Below are 16,026 nucleotides of genomic sequence, written 5' to 3' on the forward strand. Positions count from 1 at the left end.
ATAATTAACAAAAGGGACACGGAATGTCATTAGCCATTGTTTACTCTCGCGCAGGAATTGGAATCGAGGCACCTTTAGTTACGGTGGAAGTTCATTTGTCCAACGGGCTTCCAAGCCTATCGATAGTTGGCTTGCCTGAAGCAGCGGTCAAGGAATCTAAAGATCGAGTGCGCTCAGCGATTATAAATTCTAATTTCGATTTTCCCATGCGGCGCATTACCATTAATTTAGCTCCAGCCGATCTGCCCAAAGAAGGCGGGCGTTTTGATCTGCCGATTGCTTTAGGAATTTTAGCTGCTTCTGGACAAATTAATGGCGATCGTTTAAATCGCTACGAGTTTGTTGGCGAACTGGCATTAACAGGCGAGCTACGAGCGATTAAAGGCGTTTTACCGATTGGTATTGCCTGCCAAGAGGCCGGCAGAACATTAATCGTACCTGCGAACAACGCTGAAGAAGCAGGGTTAATCCCTGCCAGTAAAGCTCTGCAAGCAAACCATTTATTGCAGGTATGCGAATTGCTGAATCAACACAATGAATTGGCTTCTTGTCCACCACCAAGCCATATTAACGGCTATCATTATCCCGTAGATGTATCGGACGTGATCGCGCAAGAAGCCGCCAAGCGTGCCTTGTTAATTGCTGCCAGCGGCAGTCATCATTTGCTGTTGGTAGGCCCGCCAGGAACTGGCAAAAGTATGTTAGCGCAACGTTTGCCGACTATTCTGTCGCCCATGAACGAGCGAGAAGCAAAAGAGTCTGCCGCAATTTATTCCGTTAGTCACTTTGGTTTTGATGCGCGCAGCTTTTTTCAAAGAAAGATCCGCTCGCCGCATCATTCTTGCTCGGCGCCAGCGCTGATTGGCGGCGGCAGCCACCCAAAGCCCGGCGAAATTTCCTTAAGTCACCGCGGCGTATTATTCCTTGATGAGTTTACCGAGTTCGATCGGCACGTTTTGGATAATCTTCGCGAGCCTATGGAGTCTGGCAAGGTCACCATTTCGCGGGCCGCTTCACAAATGGAATATCCTGCGCGGTTTTTATTGATCGCCGCCATGAATCCTTGTCCCTGCGGTCATTTTGGTAATAGCCAGGGTCAGTGTCGCTGTACTCCCGATCAGATCCGGCGATACCTTGGCAAAATTTCTGGGCCACTGCTGGATCGCATTGATTTACAAGTCGAAGTGCCGCTGCTCAGTGATCAACAGCTGACCCAGGGCAATCCCAAAGGCGTTATGCGCAGCCATGATTACCAGCAACAAGTGCTGGCATGCCAAGACTTACAAATAACAAGACAAGGAAAGCTTAATGGCGAACTGGCCTCAAGCGAATTAGAGCAATATGCCCAGCTATCGTCGGAAGCGCAGAGCTTAATCAGTCAATCCTTAAAACAGCTTAACCTTTCCGCTCGCTCTTACCATCGCATCATTAAGGTGGCGCGCACCATCGCAGACTTAGGGCAATCGCCGGCTGTTGAAGCCGCTCATATCAGTGAAACCTTGGGCTATCGCAAACTGGAACGTTATTTGGCGCAGTTGCCATAAAACCCATAGTTTAGTCCGTGGAGAGTTTCAGTAAACTCGATGCTTCACCCATTCGAGTGACTAAAAACAAATGCTGATATTCTTTTTCCGTCATCGGATTAACCATTTGCTCGGTTAACAACGCTGCTAATTGCGGAGTGGTATTACTGTGGCCCACCACCAAAATATTGCCCGATTGCTGTTTGAGCTGCTTGGCAAATTCGGCAAGTTTACGGGGATCGTATAGCTTCACTTCTAGTCCCAATTGCGTTGCTAAAGGCGCTGCGGTTTGCCGGGTTCTTTGGAAGTTTGTGCTATAAATTTGAGAAATATCACTATTAATTAGCAAGTTAGCTATTTTTTTCGCTCTATGCTCTCCTTGTTCGGTTAAGGCCGGATCGCGCCCTTGATCCACCGCTTTTTCTGCATGGCGCACTAAAAAGATATGGCTGTCCGCCACTGCTGTAACACTGGCTAACGCCAACAAAACACAAACTAACCGCATGATTTTCATAGCTAAATCCTTAACTGAGAAGTTCTTAGTATAGCTTGCATTCGTTTCAGGCATAATGCCAATATACATTTGCTAACAATTTTGCTTGTAAAAGCAGTATTTTTTGTTACATTAGCCAAACTTAATATAATAGTTGAACCTCATGAGTCTAGAGCAATACTTCCAGCCCTTTCGTGATAACATCATTGGCCATAATCACCCTTATCCCGAGGCCGGCGGACAACCCTTAATTTATGCCGACTGGATCGCCAGTGGCCGTCTTTATGCCCCAATTGAAGACTATTTAGCCAAAACTCTTGGCCCTTACGTTGCCAATACGCATACCGAAACGACCCTGACAGGCACTACCATGACTCACGCCTATCATGAGGCACAGCAGATCATTAAACGTCATGTGAATGCGGATCAAAACGACGTTTTAATTGCTGCCGGCTCTGGAATGACGCTGGTTATCAATAAATTTCAACGCATGTTGGGATTACGCATTCCAGAAAAATGGCGCGAACGGGTAACCATCGCCGAACATGAAAAACCTCTGGTGCTGATCACCCACATGGAACATCATTCCAACCAAACCACTTGGCACGAATGTGAAGTGACGGTGGAAATCGTAAAAGCCAACGCACAAGGTTGCCCCGATCTCGATCATATGCGGCAGTTGTTGGAAGACTATAAGGATAGACCCCTTAAAATTGGCTCTTTTACCGCCTGCTCGAACGTTACGGGGATCAAAACGCCTTACCATCAGATGGCAGAAATCATGCATCAGCACGGCGGCTTGTGTTTTGTGGATTTTGCAGCTTCTGCACCTTATGTCGATATTGATATGCACCCAGAAAACCCCGCACAAAAGCTGGATGCTGTTTTTATTTCGCCGCACAAGTTCTTGGGCGGCCCAGGTTCGAGCGGGATCTTAGTATTTGATAAGCATCTGTATGACTGCGAAGTGCCCGATCAGCCTGGCGGTGGTACCGTTTCTTGGACCAACCCTTGGGGCGAGCATCGCTTTTTTGATGATATTGAAGCGCGCGAAGATGGCGGCACCCCTGGATTTTTGCAAACCATTAAAGCGGCCTTATCGATCAAGGTTAAAGAGCAGATGGGCGTGGACAAAATGGTGGCGCGCGAAAAAGAGCTATCTTCTTACATGATGCAAGAATTATCACAAATTCCTAATTTACACATTCTTGAGGCGGATAAAACCGATCGCCTGTGCGTGATTTCTTTTTACGTATTAGGACTGCACCATAACCTTATCGTACGGTTGCTTAATGATCGATTCGGTATTCAAACGCGTGGCGGCTGCTCTTGCGCCGGAACCTACGGCCATATTTTGCTCGACGTCGATCAGGTCACCAGCTTAGAGATCACCAAGCGTATTGATCAAGGCGATCTAACCGACAAACCCGGCTGGGTTCGTGTTTCCATGCACCCCACCAGTACCGACGAAGATGCGCGAAAAATCGTAGCGGCGATCAAGGCAGTGGTAGAGAATGCTGCCGAATGGTCAAAAGATTATCAGTTTGATCCGTGTTGCGGCGAATTTACCCCTAATCATAATACCCAATACCAATCCTTAGCCGGATTTGCAGTTTTGCCCTAGAAGCCCTAAGCTATCGGCTCTTAAATTTCGAGGTTTTAAACGTGACAACATCAGTGCCCGCATTCGCAATCAGCAAAGAGATGATGGAAAACTCTGCCGAGGCAGCAGCTTTACTAAAGATTTTATCCAACGAACAGCGCTTATTGATCTTGTGCATATTACATGAAAATGAACTATCGGTCGGACAGCTCAATGAGATGTTACCCAACTTAAGTCAATCGGCGCTCTCGCAACATTTGTCCTTGTTGCGCAAAGAAAAGTTGGTTGCGACCCGTCGCGACTCGCAAACCATCTACTATAAACTTGCCTCGAATGATGCAGCACGTATTATTCACCTAATGCACGATATTTTTTGCCCCGAGGTGTGCCAATGAAACCTGCTATCGCCAACTACATGGCCAATGTTAAAAGCCAAGTCACCGAAGTTTCGGTAGATGATCTTAAACAAGCGCAAAATAACCAAGCGCTGATTTTTGACGTGCGCGAACCGCAAGAACATGCCCAGGGCGTGATTGCCGGAGCTTTAGCGATCCCGCGAGGAGTTCTTGAGTTTAATGTGTTTAATTTACCGATGCTCAAAGAGCTGCCAGAAGAAGACGCTTTTAACCAACCGATTTATGTTTATTGTGCCTCAGGCGGTCGCTCAGCCTGTAGCGCCTTAAGTTTACAACAAATTGGTTTTAAGAAAGTTTACTCGGTAGCAGGCGGTATTAAGCAATGGACTGAATCGGGCGGCCAGCTGATAAAGCCGTAATATTAAAATCGTAAGAGTAACTGTTGTTAACAGCAATTAAAGCGGCTTAGCCGCTTTTTTTATACGGCTAAAAACTGTAACGCACTCGAAAATAGGCATTGGATGCTTTTTCAAATTGGGCAAAAAAAGTATCAGCTTTATCCCCATCAATTTGGTTCACACCAAACGTATAACTCCATTGATCGTTTTGCCGGTAGCTAATATTCCAGCGCAAAAAATAATCTTCGTCCGTTAAAGAATAAAAACTAAATAAATTGATTCGCAGCTTATCTTGCATTGCCGAATACACAATCCGATTGGTTAGCCACTCTCGATATTCGCTAGGTTCGAATTCTGGGGAAAAAGAATTGCTAACAAGCTCTGAATGATGGTGCATTTTTTCCACATAATATTGAAAAGAAACGGTCAGCTTCGATAGCCATTCAGATTCAAACCCGACCAACCATTTGCTAAGACTATTAGTAACTAATGGATCCGTTCCAGCTTGGTCTTCTGTCGCATTTTCCCGCACCCACTCAAGATTGAATACGCCTCCGGCTAAGTTTCCTCGCAGACTAGCACCATAAGCATTACGCTCATGAAAAGTCGGTCTGAAATTTTCTGATAATCCTAACGGTTGTTTGGCAAAACCCTTATAGCCATATAGGGCTATTTCATAGCCTTGATAATTTTTATGCAGTCGTAAAGAAAATTCCCCATTGGAAAATTCTTTTTTGGGTCTTGATGGATTAATCAAATCGGCTCCGCCGAGATTCTCTCCCGCCAATGGCGAAAAAAAGGCAAAGCGTTCGCCGTCAATATAATCATCAGGAGTAAATTTTGGCGTCCACACTAAGTCTAAGTTAAGCGTATCGAAATGACTGGATACTCTCACCGCGTTGGTCGGTTTTTTTAAATAAGCATCATCGCGACCGTTAAAGTAAGCATTCCAATCTTTAGCAAAGAGGTCGTTCAAGAATAACAGATCACCAGTACCCCAAGTGATAATTTGCCGGCCCATCTTAAAGTCGGTATTTCCAAAAGCACTAAAGTTTAGGTTAAGCTCTCGGATATCAGCATCCATTTCGTTCAACACATGGTCGTACCAAAGATCCCCTGCAAAATCGACAAAGCTAGTATTAAAGCTCCAATCTTTTTGTAAATGTACTCGCGCTTCATTTAGCGTCTGCTGCTTGGAAAATAATGGATCGCTAGAGAGCCGATCGCCATAGCCATATTCAATAAAACCGGTCCAAGCTGAAGCTTCGTTAGCCGACTCGTCTTGCCACAGATCTTCTTCCCAAAGATCTTCATCTTGTTGCTCTTTTGCTATAACTTTAGTTTCAGCAGCCAAAACCGTTTGTGGCATCAGTGGTGAGAGCAAACCAACGATTAACAACAATACTAAGCTTGAAAAAGATTTTACGGCTGGTTGCATAAGTTATTTTGTGATTATTTTGTGAATAAAGTCTTAGGCGGATTTCGCAAGGACCGTTCCGTAAACAAGAGATTCTCTAGTCCAAGGTCATAACTTGGCTTTCTAAATTGCACCAGGGTATAGCCGCCTGATTCCAAATCGGTAACTTTTGATTTCAATACGGTCGGGTAAGTGTCAATAATTTCGCTTTCTAAGATTTCTGCTTGGCGATACAGTTTTCCTTTTTTAAAGTATTGCATCAACATTGGTAGTTTCGTTGTTTTAGCAATAATAATTTGATAATGGTCAAACTCCACCGAGGAAGGATCTTTGGGTATGGCTTTTATGGTATAAGTGTCTGCCGATTCTTCTAGAAATTCAAAGGTATCTAATTCGATATTACGCCCTGAAATATCTTCATAAAAATAATGCGAGCCGACAAAACTGGTTCTTTTATCGCTTGCTGAAATACGCTTAGTGAGATCCAGCCCTGGCAAATAGAGCCAACGATTGTCTTCTGAAGCTACTTTCTTGTTCACTAGAAAAACCGTGTCTTTAACATCGGTGGGTTTTTCAAACACCACTAAATAATCCTGAGCGCCACCATCAAGCTTATCCTTGCGAAAAATATTAAATTGGCGCAGCTGCTTATTGCCACTATTATCCACGATTAACATACGTGCCTTAGTTTGCCCATCATCGCCTGCATAATAAAACGCTTGGTAAGCTTGAGCGACAATTTGCTCCACCTTATTCTGCTCATTCGCTAGTGCGCTAGCAGAAAATACCATCGCAACTAGGGTAACCATCAATTTATTCATATTTATCTCTTCGCTTTCGCTTTAACACATTGTTTTTGAGCACTAAAGTTGTTTTCTAGCTTGCTTTAACGCTATCGGCAGTAATACCAGCGTGACTAAGGCCGATACGGCCATAATAGTCGCAAGGAAAAATCCTACCGTAACATACGGCATCAACGGCGCTACCAACAAAGGGGTAAACCCAACCGCAATCACAATAGCATTCCGGCTGATGGCACTCGCCGGTTCTTTATACATCTGTTCAAAAGTTTTTTGCAGGTTGCCAGTTTGCCGATAAATGTCTCGACTACGTTGTACAAAGTGTATCGCGAAATCGACCGATAAACCTAAGGTTAAAGCGGACAGTACCGCTATTGGCATATCATAATCCTTGCCCAGCCAGCCAATCAGTCCGTAAATGCTGGTGATGGTGATGGTTAGCGGCAACATTGCCAGCAGACCTAGCCAAACATTTCTAAACAAAAGCACCATCATAATAAAAACCACCACAAAGGCACTCAACAAGCTGGTTAACATTCCAGCCACCATTTCATCTTGCCAGATCTTATTGAGGAAGGTTTTACCAGCCCAATTAGCTGATACCCCTTCAGGCAAAGGTGCATTGACAAAATAATTATCCAACTTGCTAATAATCTGGCTCATCTTCTGATTATCGCCACTGGTCATTTGTAGCCAAATCACCGCGGATGAATAATCTTGCGTCACCAGATGCCACAAATCATTTGGCCGATGGGATGACTGATATTGCAACAAGGTTTGCGCTACTGCCGGTTGGCTTGCCGGTATTTGGTAATCTTGATCAAGACCTGATCGCAATTCTCGGTTGACGGTTTTAACCGCTTCAACCAAGCTCATGCTTTTTCCGACTAATCGATTAGCCGCCAATTCGTTTTGGATCTGCTCGAGCAACTTTAACGCTTGCGGACTTTGGAAATACGCCAGCTCTCTTTTAAGCAACTCCAATTCTTGCAAACTTTTTTCTAGCACTGGGTTTTGCGCTGCAAACAACTTATCTTCAAGTGCTACTATAGCTTCGTTAATTTGAGAGCCCAGCGCTAAATCAGTATTGATACTATCGTTAAGTTCTAGGCTCTTGATTAATTTGCTATATCTTTGAGCTATCGCGTAGCTATCTTTTTCTAATACTAAATAAGCATCGTAGGTTCCGGCAAAATGTTGATTTAACACCTTATCGGCAATCCGAATTTTATGATCTGCTTTAAACCAGCGAGTTGGATTATCGTTAATCTGAATTTTTTGGATACCGATAATGGCCAAGATTATTAACACCACAAAACCAGCAATAATCCCCTTACTATATTTAAAGCTGGCCACGCCTAACTTTGGTAGCCAGCGCTCTAAACGCTTAGCACGAGTTTCGGTGGTTTTTAGCGATGCTAAAGATTCTGCTTTTAAACTAGTCAGGTAAGCCGGAATAAAAATAATGGTTAACATAAACGCTAATAAGATCCCAAAGGCTACGAATGCGCCAAACACTTGTACTGGCGGGATCGGCGTTAGCATTAAGGAGGCAAAGCCCACTGCAGAAGTCAAACTGGTAAATAGCATTGGCTTATAAAGATTATCAATAACTTTTTTGATTACTGCTTGTTTATCGTTATGTTTGCGATAATGATCAGCAAATTCGGACATGATATGTACCGAGTCAACCACCGCAATCGGCATCAAAAAGATTGGGATCATGGAGCTCATAATGTGCACGGTAAAGCCCATTCCGATCATAACGCCCATCACAATAATTACTGTCGCCATTGCCACTATCATCGGCGCCGCTACAAATTTTAGGTTTCTAAAAAACAACCACATCAGAACAAAGATCATCAATGCCGCCAGTGGCGCAGAGATCCCCATCTGTACAAACATTTCAAAACCAAAAGTATCTTCGGCCACTGGCAAACCGGTAATATGGTATTGGTCATCGGAATCTAACGTTGCGATGAAATCTGTTATTTGTTGCGAGATTTGATAACTCTGATCTTTATTTTTTATGGGAATATAAACTGCCGCCGCTTGATGATCGGCTGACACCAAAGTATTTTTAAATAAAGGCAAGCGTTCAAGCTGTTGTTTTATCTTATCGCTTTGTTCCAGATTTGTTGGTGCTGACTGCATCATCCACTCAAACCTAAGCGCGCCATTTTGCTGAGTGATATTATCCACATTGGCGATGGATACCAAGTCAGCTACCAGCACTCCTTGCAGCTGTGTTAGCCAATCGGTTATTTCGATCAAATTTGATAAGGATTTTGGATTATAGATCCCCGCTTGATGCTCTGAAACTGCGCCGAGTACAATGGCATCGTGTAGCTGAAACCTTTGTTTGATCTGATTATGGAAAACCCGCTCTACTTGATCCGCTGCTAGCATATTTTCAGGATCGGTATCGATTTTGATATTCACGATAAAAGCGGCACAAGCAAAGCTTAGCAATGCGAGCAAGGCATAAACCCATTTAGGTCGATTTACCGAAAATTGAAATAAGTGGTTTTTCATAAATGTTATTCAAATAGTTAATGATGCGGATTAAAATTTATCAGTCCTTAGCAGCTTCGCAATTCTATATTAAGTTTTGCTAATATACAATTGCTGCACTATACTTCTTCAATACCTTTATTATCACTTAAGTAGATACCCACTCTAATGAGTCTTAGCATTCGATCGTTTTATCATAACGCCAGCGGCACTTGGAGTTATTTAGTTACGGATCAACCGCAGCGCAAATGCGCTATTATCGATCCCGTTATGGATTTCGACTTATCATCGGGCAGCATAGGTTTCGATGCTATCAACCCCATCATAGAGATCATTGAGACCGAAAGCCTGCAATTAGTGTGGATATTAGAAACCCATGCTCATGCCGATCATTTAACCGCTGCCAATTACGTCAAACAAAAACTAGGCGGCAAAACCGTCATTGGCGCAGGGATCACCGCAGTGCAGCAGCATTTTGCGCAAGTCTTCAACCTCGACATAGCCTGCGATGGCTCGCAATTTGATCGGCTAGTAAGTGAAGGCGACCGGCTTGCACTGGGCGACTTTTCATTTGAAGTTTACAGCACCCCTGGCCACACCAGCGATAGTATTATTTATAAAATTGCTGACAACATATTTCTTGGTGATACCTTCTTCCACCCCAACTCCGGCACCGCGCGCTGCGACTTCCCGGGTGGCGATGCGGCTACTTTATTCCAGTCTCTTAGCAAAATATTAAGTTTCTCTGAGCAGAGCCGTTTATGGTTATGCCATGACTATCCTGGCAATGATCGTGAGCCGATTGACGCCATACCACTTGCCCAAATGAAGCAGAACATTCATATCCAGAATGCACCTAATCAAGCATCTTATGTTGAACTGCGGCAAAGTCGCGACTCGCAACTGGCAGTACCAAAGCTGCTTTACCCCGCCTTGCAGGTCAATATCTGCGCAGGCCAGTTGCCGCAAGCAGAATCAAACGGCGCTAACTATTTGAAAATTCCTTTGAGATCCTAAATTATTAGACAATCTCCAATTTTCTTTTTCCTTCGGCGGCTAGCCTTGCTAAACTTGCCGCCTATTTTGCGCTAATCGAATCCAACTTTTGCATCAGCTTAATCCTCGCCAACAACAAGCCTTAATCAGCACCAGCGGTCCGCTACTGGTATTGGCTGGCGCTGGCAGTGGCAAAACCAGCGTTATCACGCGCAAGATGGTATATCTGATTAAAGAAAAAGGGATCCCTGCGCGCAATATCGTTGCCATGACCTTTACCAATAAAGCTGCGCGCGAAATGAAGCAAAGGGTTAGTAAGCTCGCTGGAAGTAACGCCACTCAAGGCTTAACGGTTTCGACCTTCCATAATTTTGGTTTGAATTTTATTCGCCGTGAATATAAAGCTTTGGGCATTAAGCCTAACTTTACTATTTTCGACGATCAAGATTGCTTGGCACTATTGAAAGACTTGGGTTTTAAAGAAGCTGAATCGGATAAAGAACTGTTACGACGCTTACAAGATCAAATTTCCAGCTGGAAAAATGATCTGATCCAAGCGCAAGAGGCCATTAACCTTGCTAAAGATCAAGAACAACTGATTTTTGCCAAAGTCTACGAACAATATGCTCGTAGCATGAAAGCTTATAATGCGGTGGATTTTGACGATCTCATCATGATTCCAGTATTACTACTAAAAGCACATCCGGAAGTTCGAGAAAAGTGGCAAAACAAGATCAAATATTTGCTGGTCGATGAGTATCAAGATACCAATACCTCGCAATATGAGCTGGTCAAATTACTCTGTGGTACTTTTGGTAACTTTACCGTGGTTGGCGATGATGATCAGTCGATCTACTCTTGGCGCGGCGCCAATCCCGAAAATTTAGAACTGCTAGCTAAAGACTACCCCAATCTAAAAATTGTCAAACTCGAACAAAATTATCGCTCTTATGGTCGGATCTTAAAAGCCGCCAATGTGTTGATTGATAATAACCCGCACGTTTTTGAAAAAAATTGTGGTCGGATAAACCTTATGGCGATATTTTAAAAGTCGTGACCTGCGCTGACGAAGAGGAAGAAGCGCAACGAGTGGTCACCGAAATCTTGAGTCGCAAAGTTAAATACCGCGATTTGAGTTATTCCGATTTTGCGATTTTGTACCGCGGCAATCATCAAGCGCGGATTTTTGAAAAGACCTTAATCGCTAACAAGGTTCCCTATAAAATCTCGGGCAGCACTTCTTTTTTCGCGCGCACTGAAATCAAAGATATGATGGCTTACCTGCGCCTGCTGATAAACCATGACGATGATAATGCCTTTTTACGCATCGCCAATACCCCCAAGCGCAGTATTGGCCCAACGACCCTAGAAAAACTTGGCACCTACGCCAGCCAACGTCATGTCAGCCTGTTTCAAGCCGCTACCGAAATGGGCTTGGAGCAATATTTGCAAGGTGCGGGGCTTGAGGCGGTTCGACGTTTTGTCAAAACCATTGGGCTTGCTGCTGACAATGCGCAGCGCGGCGATACCATAGGGATTATTCACGATCTGATCTCAAAAATTGGTTATCACTCTTACCTTTATGAAACTTCCAGCACTCCAAAAGCGGCAGAATTTCGTTGGAACAATATCCAAGAATTGTTGGGCTGGGTTGAAACCTATGTGGATGAAAACGAATCTGACGAGAATCCTTTTGCAGCTGCAATAACCAATTTAATGCTGCGCGATATGCTTGATCGTGAAGAAGAGGAAGACGCGGAAACCCATCAGGTGCAACTGATGACGCTGCATGCGGCCAAAGGTTTAGAGTTTAACCACGTCTATTTGGTCGGTATGGAAGAAGAGTTGCTGCCGCACAAAAGCAGTATCGAAATGGACGACATCGAAGAAGAGCGACGATTAGCTTATGTAGGCATTACCCGCGCTCAAAAAACCCTAACTTTTACCTTGTGCAAAAAGCGAAATCGCTTTGGCGAGTTGGTTAATTGTGAGCCGAGTCGTTTTTTAGATGAATTACCCGCAGATGATTTAGATTGGGATCTAAAGCGCAAACCGCTAACTGAAGATCAACAAAAAGAACTCGCCGACGATAATTTGTCCATGCTGAAATCGCTTTTTTCCTAAATACTAAGTGCTAGGTCCTTAGCGCTAGATTCAATTTATAGAGTTTACAGAATTTTACTTGAGCCTCTGCTTAAGCAGATCCACAATAAAACTTACACTTTAACTAAGATTTTTGGAGTCGAATTGAACACTTTCGAGTGGATCATTATTATCGCACTATCGCTATTAATTGGCTTTTTTGGTTACATTGGTGTAACCGGTAGAGTACCTTTTACAAACTCTCGCCGAAAAAAAGATTCTTAATAAAAAGAATAAAAAAAGGGCAGCTATTCTACCCTTTTCGTAACTTGCTAGCTTTTAATTTAAGCGCTGGAATACCGTCGCGATCCCTTGACCAAGTCCAATACACATGGTGGCTACGCCAATTTCTTTATCTTTAGCTTCCATCAAACGTAATAAGGTAGTCGAAATTCGCGAACCAGAACAGCCTAGCGGATGACCTAGGGCAATAGCGCCACCATTAAGGTTGACCTTATCTTCCCAGCCAGTGCGCATACCCAAACCATCCAAAACCGCTATCGACTGAGCGGCGAAAGCTTCATTAAGCTCAAACAAATCAATATCGCTTAACTCCATCTTGGCTCGTTTTAAGGCTTTTTTCACCGCTGGCACTGGACCAAAACCCATAATGGATGGATCGCAACCCGCCACACCGGTCGAAACAATTTTCGCTATTGGTTTTAACCCCAACGCATCCGCTTTAGCTCGCGACATGACTAGCATGGCCGATGCTCCATCAGAAATGGCCGAAGAGGTTGCCGCTGTTACCGAACCGTTTTTCGGATCAAATACTGGGCGTAACTTAGCTAGGTCTTCAACCGTCGATTCAGGGCGGATCACCTCATCATAATCAAACAGCTGCAAAGCGCCATCCGCATCGTGTCCTTCCATCGGTAAAATTTCTGCTTTAAAGCCGCCATTTAAGGTCGCTTGGTGCGCCAGCTGATGGGAGCGATAGCCAAATTCATCCTGCTCTTGTCGCGAGACTTTATGAATCTGCGCTAACATTTCCGCGGTTAAGCCCATCATTCCTGCCGCTTTAGCAGTGTATTTAGCAAGTTCCGGATCAAAATCAATGCCATGATTCATCGGCACATGCCCCATATGCTCAACACCACCGATAATAAAGGCATCACCGTCACCAACCATAATTGCGTGCGCCGCGCTGTGTAGCGCCTGCATGGAAGAGCCACACAAGCGGTTAACCGTTTGCCCTGCTACCGTATGCGGCAAATCCGTCTTTAACATAGCATTGCGCGCAATGTTAAAACCTTGCTCCAAGGTTTGCTGCACACAACCCCAAATTACGTCTTCGATATCTGCCGGATCCAGTGCTTCATTACGATCCAACAAGCCTTGCATTAAACGTGCTGATAATTCTTCTGCTCTGGTATTGCGAAACATACCACCCTTCGAACGACCCATAGGAGTTCGAATGGCATCTACAATTACTACTTCATTCATCTTAAATTCTCCTATGCCTTAGGCGTAAAATTTTTCGTTATTTTTGGCCATTTGCAACATCCGCTCCGTTGGTTTGTAGGCATTGCCTAATTGGCTATATTGATTCGCTAAATCGACAATTGCTTGCATCCCGCGATCATCCACATATTTGAAAACGCCACCTCTAAACGGCGGAAAACCTAAACCGTAAATTAACGCCATATCGCCTTCTGCCGGACTGCCAATAATGCCTTCTTCAAGGCAACGAATGGTTTCGATAATCATCGGCAACATGGTACGTGCGATAATTTCATCATCAGAAAAATCTTTTGCATCCGAACAAACTTGCTTTAATAACTCATAAGTTTTCGGATCGGCTTCTTTGGTCGGACGGCCTTTTTTATCTTTACCATAAACATAAAAACCCGCAGCGGTTTTCTGACCATAACGCGCTTCGTCAAACATCACATCAATCGCATCTTTTTCATCTTTGCTCATGCGATCAGGAAACCCTTCGGCCATCACTTCAGCGGCATGTTTGCCTGTGTCCATACCCACCACATCTAACAAATAAGCAGGACCCATCGGCCAACCGAATTTTTTGTGCATCACCTTGTCGGCCTGTTGGAAGTCACAACCATCGCGCAACAACTTAGTGAAGCCACCAAAATAAGGGAACAGCACCCGATTCACAAAAAAGCCGGGACAGTCATTAACCACCACTGGCGACTTGCCCATAGCCGAAGCGTAGGCGACCACGCTAGCCACCGTTTCTTCGGAAGTATCTTTACCGCGAATCACTTCCACTAAAGGCATTTTATGCACGGGATTAAAGAAGTGCATACCACAGAATTTTTCTGGACGCTTTAAATTTGTAGCTAAGCGATCAATCGAAATAGTGGACGTATTAGAACAAATAATGGCATCGGCAGGCATCAATTCTTCAACCTCGGATAACACCGCTGCTTTAATTTTAGGATTTTCCACCACCGCCTCAACCACGATATCCGTATGCTTAATTTCATCGTAGCTCAAGGTTGGCTTAATACTGGCCACGCCCTGCGCCATTTGCTCATTAGTGATTTTCTTGTACTTAACACCTTTACCAAACAAGCCAATCGCTTCTTTCATACCTAAATCAAGCGCGGATTGATTGATGTCTTTCATGATCGCCGGCACACCACGCGAGGCCGACTGATAAGCAATACCGCCACCCATAATACCAGCGCCTAACACGGTCGCTGAAGCCACGGCTTTATCCGCAGTTTTCGCAGCAATCTTAGCTTTTTTCTTAAGCACTTGATCGTTCAAGAACAATTGAATAAGCGAGGAAGCTTGCTCGGTTTGCGCCATATCAGCAAAAGCCTCATGCTCCATGGCAATCGCTTCTTCCAATGGTAAGTAAGCAGATTTTTCGATCAATTCAACACCTCGCACAGGCGCTGGATAATGCGGCCCGGCTTGTGCTGCGATATAACCTTTTGAGGTCATAAAAGACATTGCTGCTTCGGTACGATTAAGTTGCAACGGTGACTTCTTTTCTGCGCGACGCGAATGCCAGTCGATTTTGCCGCTAGCCGCATCCAGCAACATTTGCTCCGTGGCTTCGATTAATTTTTCCGAAGCGACCACCGCATCTAGAGTTCCGAGTGCTAGAGCTTTATCAGCTTTATAGCCTTTACCCGTTGCCAACCATTCAAACGCATTATCCGGGCCAATCAATCGAGCAAGCCGCACGCTACCACCAAAACCAGGCACCAAGCCCAACTTAGATTCTGGCAAACCAACTTGCGCTTTTGGTGAGCCGACTCTCAAGTCGCAGGTTAGGCACATTTCCAAACCGCCACCAAAGGCGATACCGTCTATGGCCGCTGCGGTTGGAAACGGCAAATCCTCGAAACCGGTAAATACTTCATTGGCTTGCACTAGCCATTTGATTAACTGTTCACGGCTTGAAGCAAATAATTCGTTAAACTCGGTAATATCGGCGCCAACGATAAATACTGGCTTGCCACTGGTGGCCATGACCGCTTTGACACCGCCATGATCTTTTAAAATCTGGGTAACTTGTCTCCACTCTTGCAGCGTATTGCGATCAAACTTATTGACCGACTCATTTTGATTATCGAAGCGCATTTCTGCCACGCCACTTTCGCGCAGGCTGCACTGGATCGATTGACCTTCAAATAGCATTCTCATTTTCTCCGTTAAGTGCTAACAGATGGGATGGCGACTAACCATCTTTCTATTGATGATGACAATAGGGGTTGACCCGTCAGTGTACTGCCCAGAGGCAATCACCTCAAGGCATGTTTCTGGTCTGACCAATGATAGCCAACTTTTGTAACAAACAAAAGCG

The 16,026-nt window shown here is 44.5% G+C and carries 11 protein-coding genes and 1 pseudogene; 6 read left to right on the top strand and 6 right to left on the bottom strand.

Annotated elements, in window-relative coordinates; translation table 11 throughout:
* Positions 1-23: 23 nt before the first annotated feature.
* Positions 24-1,544 (top strand): YifB family Mg chelatase-like AAA ATPase, encoded by a 1,521-nt coding sequence (locus NFS34_RS03605; protein WP_251358519.1) that lies wholly within the window; start codon positions 24-26, stop codon positions 1,542-1,544.
* 10 nt (positions 1,545-1,554) lie between these two features.
* On the opposite strand, the gene NFS34_RS03610 is transcribed toward NFS34_RS03605, so the two are convergent.
* The gene (locus tag NFS34_RS03610) at positions 1,555-2,037 is read right to left on the bottom strand and encodes a histidine phosphatase family protein (protein ID WP_251358520.1); all 483 of its coding nucleotides are present in this window, start codon (positions 2,035-2,037) and stop codon (positions 1,555-1,557) included.
* A gap of 142 nt (positions 2,038-2,179) precedes the next feature.
* Here NFS34_RS03610 and NFS34_RS03615 point away from each other — a divergent pair, with 142 nt between their 5' ends.
* The 3 genes from NFS34_RS03615 to NFS34_RS03625 all read left to right on the top strand — a co-directional run bounded on the left by NFS34_RS03615 (position 2,180) and on the right by NFS34_RS03625 (position 4,394).
* Entirely contained in the window at positions 2,180-3,640 is a 1,461-nt protein-coding gene (locus NFS34_RS03615) for an aminotransferase class V-fold PLP-dependent enzyme (RefSeq protein WP_251358521.1), read from the top strand.
* Positions 3,641-3,720: 80 nt separating this feature from the next.
* Entirely contained in the window at positions 3,721-4,014 is a 294-nt protein-coding gene (locus NFS34_RS03620; protein WP_376707961.1) for an ArsR/SmtB family transcription factor, read from the top strand.
* Positions 4,011-4,394: a rhodanese-like domain-containing protein gene (locus tag NFS34_RS03625; RefSeq protein WP_251358523.1), complete on the top strand. Its 384-nt coding sequence runs from the start codon at positions 4,011-4,013 to the stop codon at positions 4,392-4,394. Before NFS34_RS03620 ends, NFS34_RS03625 begins: the two co-directional genes overlap by 4 nt.
* A 67-nt stretch (positions 4,395-4,461) precedes the next feature.
* On the opposite strand, the gene NFS34_RS03630 is transcribed toward NFS34_RS03625, so the two are convergent.
* The 3 genes from NFS34_RS03630 to NFS34_RS03640 are packed head-to-tail and all read right to left on the bottom strand — an operon-like array spanning position 4,462 to position 9,125.
* Positions 4,462-5,811, bottom strand: a complete 1,350-nt coding sequence (locus NFS34_RS03630; protein WP_251358524.1) for a hypothetical protein — start codon at positions 5,809-5,811, stop codon at positions 4,462-4,464.
* Positions 5,812-5,825: 14 nt separating this feature from the next.
* Positions 5,826-6,611: an outer membrane lipoprotein-sorting protein gene (locus tag NFS34_RS03635; RefSeq protein WP_251358525.1), complete on the bottom strand. Its 786-nt coding sequence runs from the start codon at positions 6,609-6,611 to the stop codon at positions 5,826-5,828.
* 42 nt (positions 6,612-6,653) lie between these two features.
* Complete coding sequence (locus NFS34_RS03640) at positions 6,654-9,125, bottom strand: RND family transporter (protein WP_251358526.1); 2,472 nt, start codon at positions 9,123-9,125, stop codon at positions 6,654-6,656.
* A gap of 147 nt (positions 9,126-9,272) precedes the next feature.
* Between NFS34_RS03640 and NFS34_RS03645 the strand changes: the two genes are divergently transcribed.
* Complete coding sequence (locus NFS34_RS03645) at positions 9,273-10,121, top strand: MBL fold metallo-hydrolase (RefSeq protein WP_251358527.1); 849 nt, start codon at positions 9,273-9,275, stop codon at positions 10,119-10,121.
* An 88-nt stretch (positions 10,122-10,209) separates the two neighbouring features.
* Positions 10,210-12,224 (top strand): annotated as a pseudogene (rep, locus tag NFS34_RS11630) (DNA helicase Rep).
* Between the two features lie 297 nt (positions 12,225-12,521).
* Here the strand turns inward: rep and fadA are convergent.
* A complete protein-coding gene (gene fadA, locus NFS34_RS03660; protein WP_251358530.1) occupies positions 12,522-13,688 on the bottom strand; it encodes an acetyl-CoA C-acyltransferase FadA in 1,167 nt (388 codons plus the stop codon).
* A gap of 18 nt (positions 13,689-13,706) precedes the next feature.
* Complete coding sequence (fadB, locus tag NFS34_RS03665) at positions 13,707-15,860, bottom strand: fatty acid oxidation complex subunit alpha FadB (RefSeq protein ID WP_376707962.1); 2,154 nt, start codon at positions 15,858-15,860, stop codon at positions 13,707-13,709.
* Positions 15,861-16,026: the final 166 nt, after the last annotated feature.

It is taken from the genome of Kangiella sp. TOML190 (genome assembly GCF_023706045.1).
In the GTDB taxonomy this organism is placed as follows: Bacteria; Pseudomonadota; Gammaproteobacteria; order Enterobacterales; family Kangiellaceae; genus Kangiella.

Coding starts and splice junctions, on each gene's coding strand:
- NFS34_RS03605 (WP_251358519.1), top strand. CDS start 24: ATGTCATTAGCCATTGTTTACTCTCGCGCAGGAATTGGAATCGAGGCA.
- NFS34_RS03610 (WP_251358520.1), bottom strand. CDS start 2,037: ATGAAAATCATGCGGTTAGTTTGTGTTTTGTTGGCGTTAGCCAGTGTT.
- NFS34_RS03615 (WP_251358521.1), top strand. CDS start 2,180: ATGAGTCTAGAGCAATACTTCCAGCCCTTTCGTGATAACATCATTGGC.
- NFS34_RS03620 (WP_376707961.1), top strand. CDS start 3,721: ATGATGGAAAACTCTGCCGAGGCAGCAGCTTTACTAAAGATTTTATCC.
- NFS34_RS03625 (WP_251358523.1), top strand. CDS start 4,011: ATGAAACCTGCTATCGCCAACTACATGGCCAATGTTAAAAGCCAAGTC.
- NFS34_RS03630 (WP_251358524.1), bottom strand. CDS start 5,811: ATGCAACCAGCCGTAAAATCTTTTTCAAGCTTAGTATTGTTGTTAATC.
- NFS34_RS03635 (WP_251358525.1), bottom strand. CDS start 6,611: ATGAATAAATTGATGGTTACCCTAGTTGCGATGGTATTTTCTGCTAGC.
- NFS34_RS03640 (WP_251358526.1), bottom strand. CDS start 9,125: ATGAAAAACCACTTATTTCAATTTTCGGTAAATCGACCTAAATGGGTT.
- NFS34_RS03645 (WP_251358527.1), top strand. CDS start 9,273: ATGAGTCTTAGCATTCGATCGTTTTATCATAACGCCAGCGGCACTTGG.
- fadA (WP_251358530.1), bottom strand. CDS start 13,688: ATGAATGAAGTAGTAATTGTAGATGCCATTCGAACTCCTATGGGTCGT.
- fadB (WP_376707962.1), bottom strand. CDS start 15,860: ATGCTATTTGAAGGTCAATCGATCCAGTGCAGCCTGCGCGAAAGTGGC.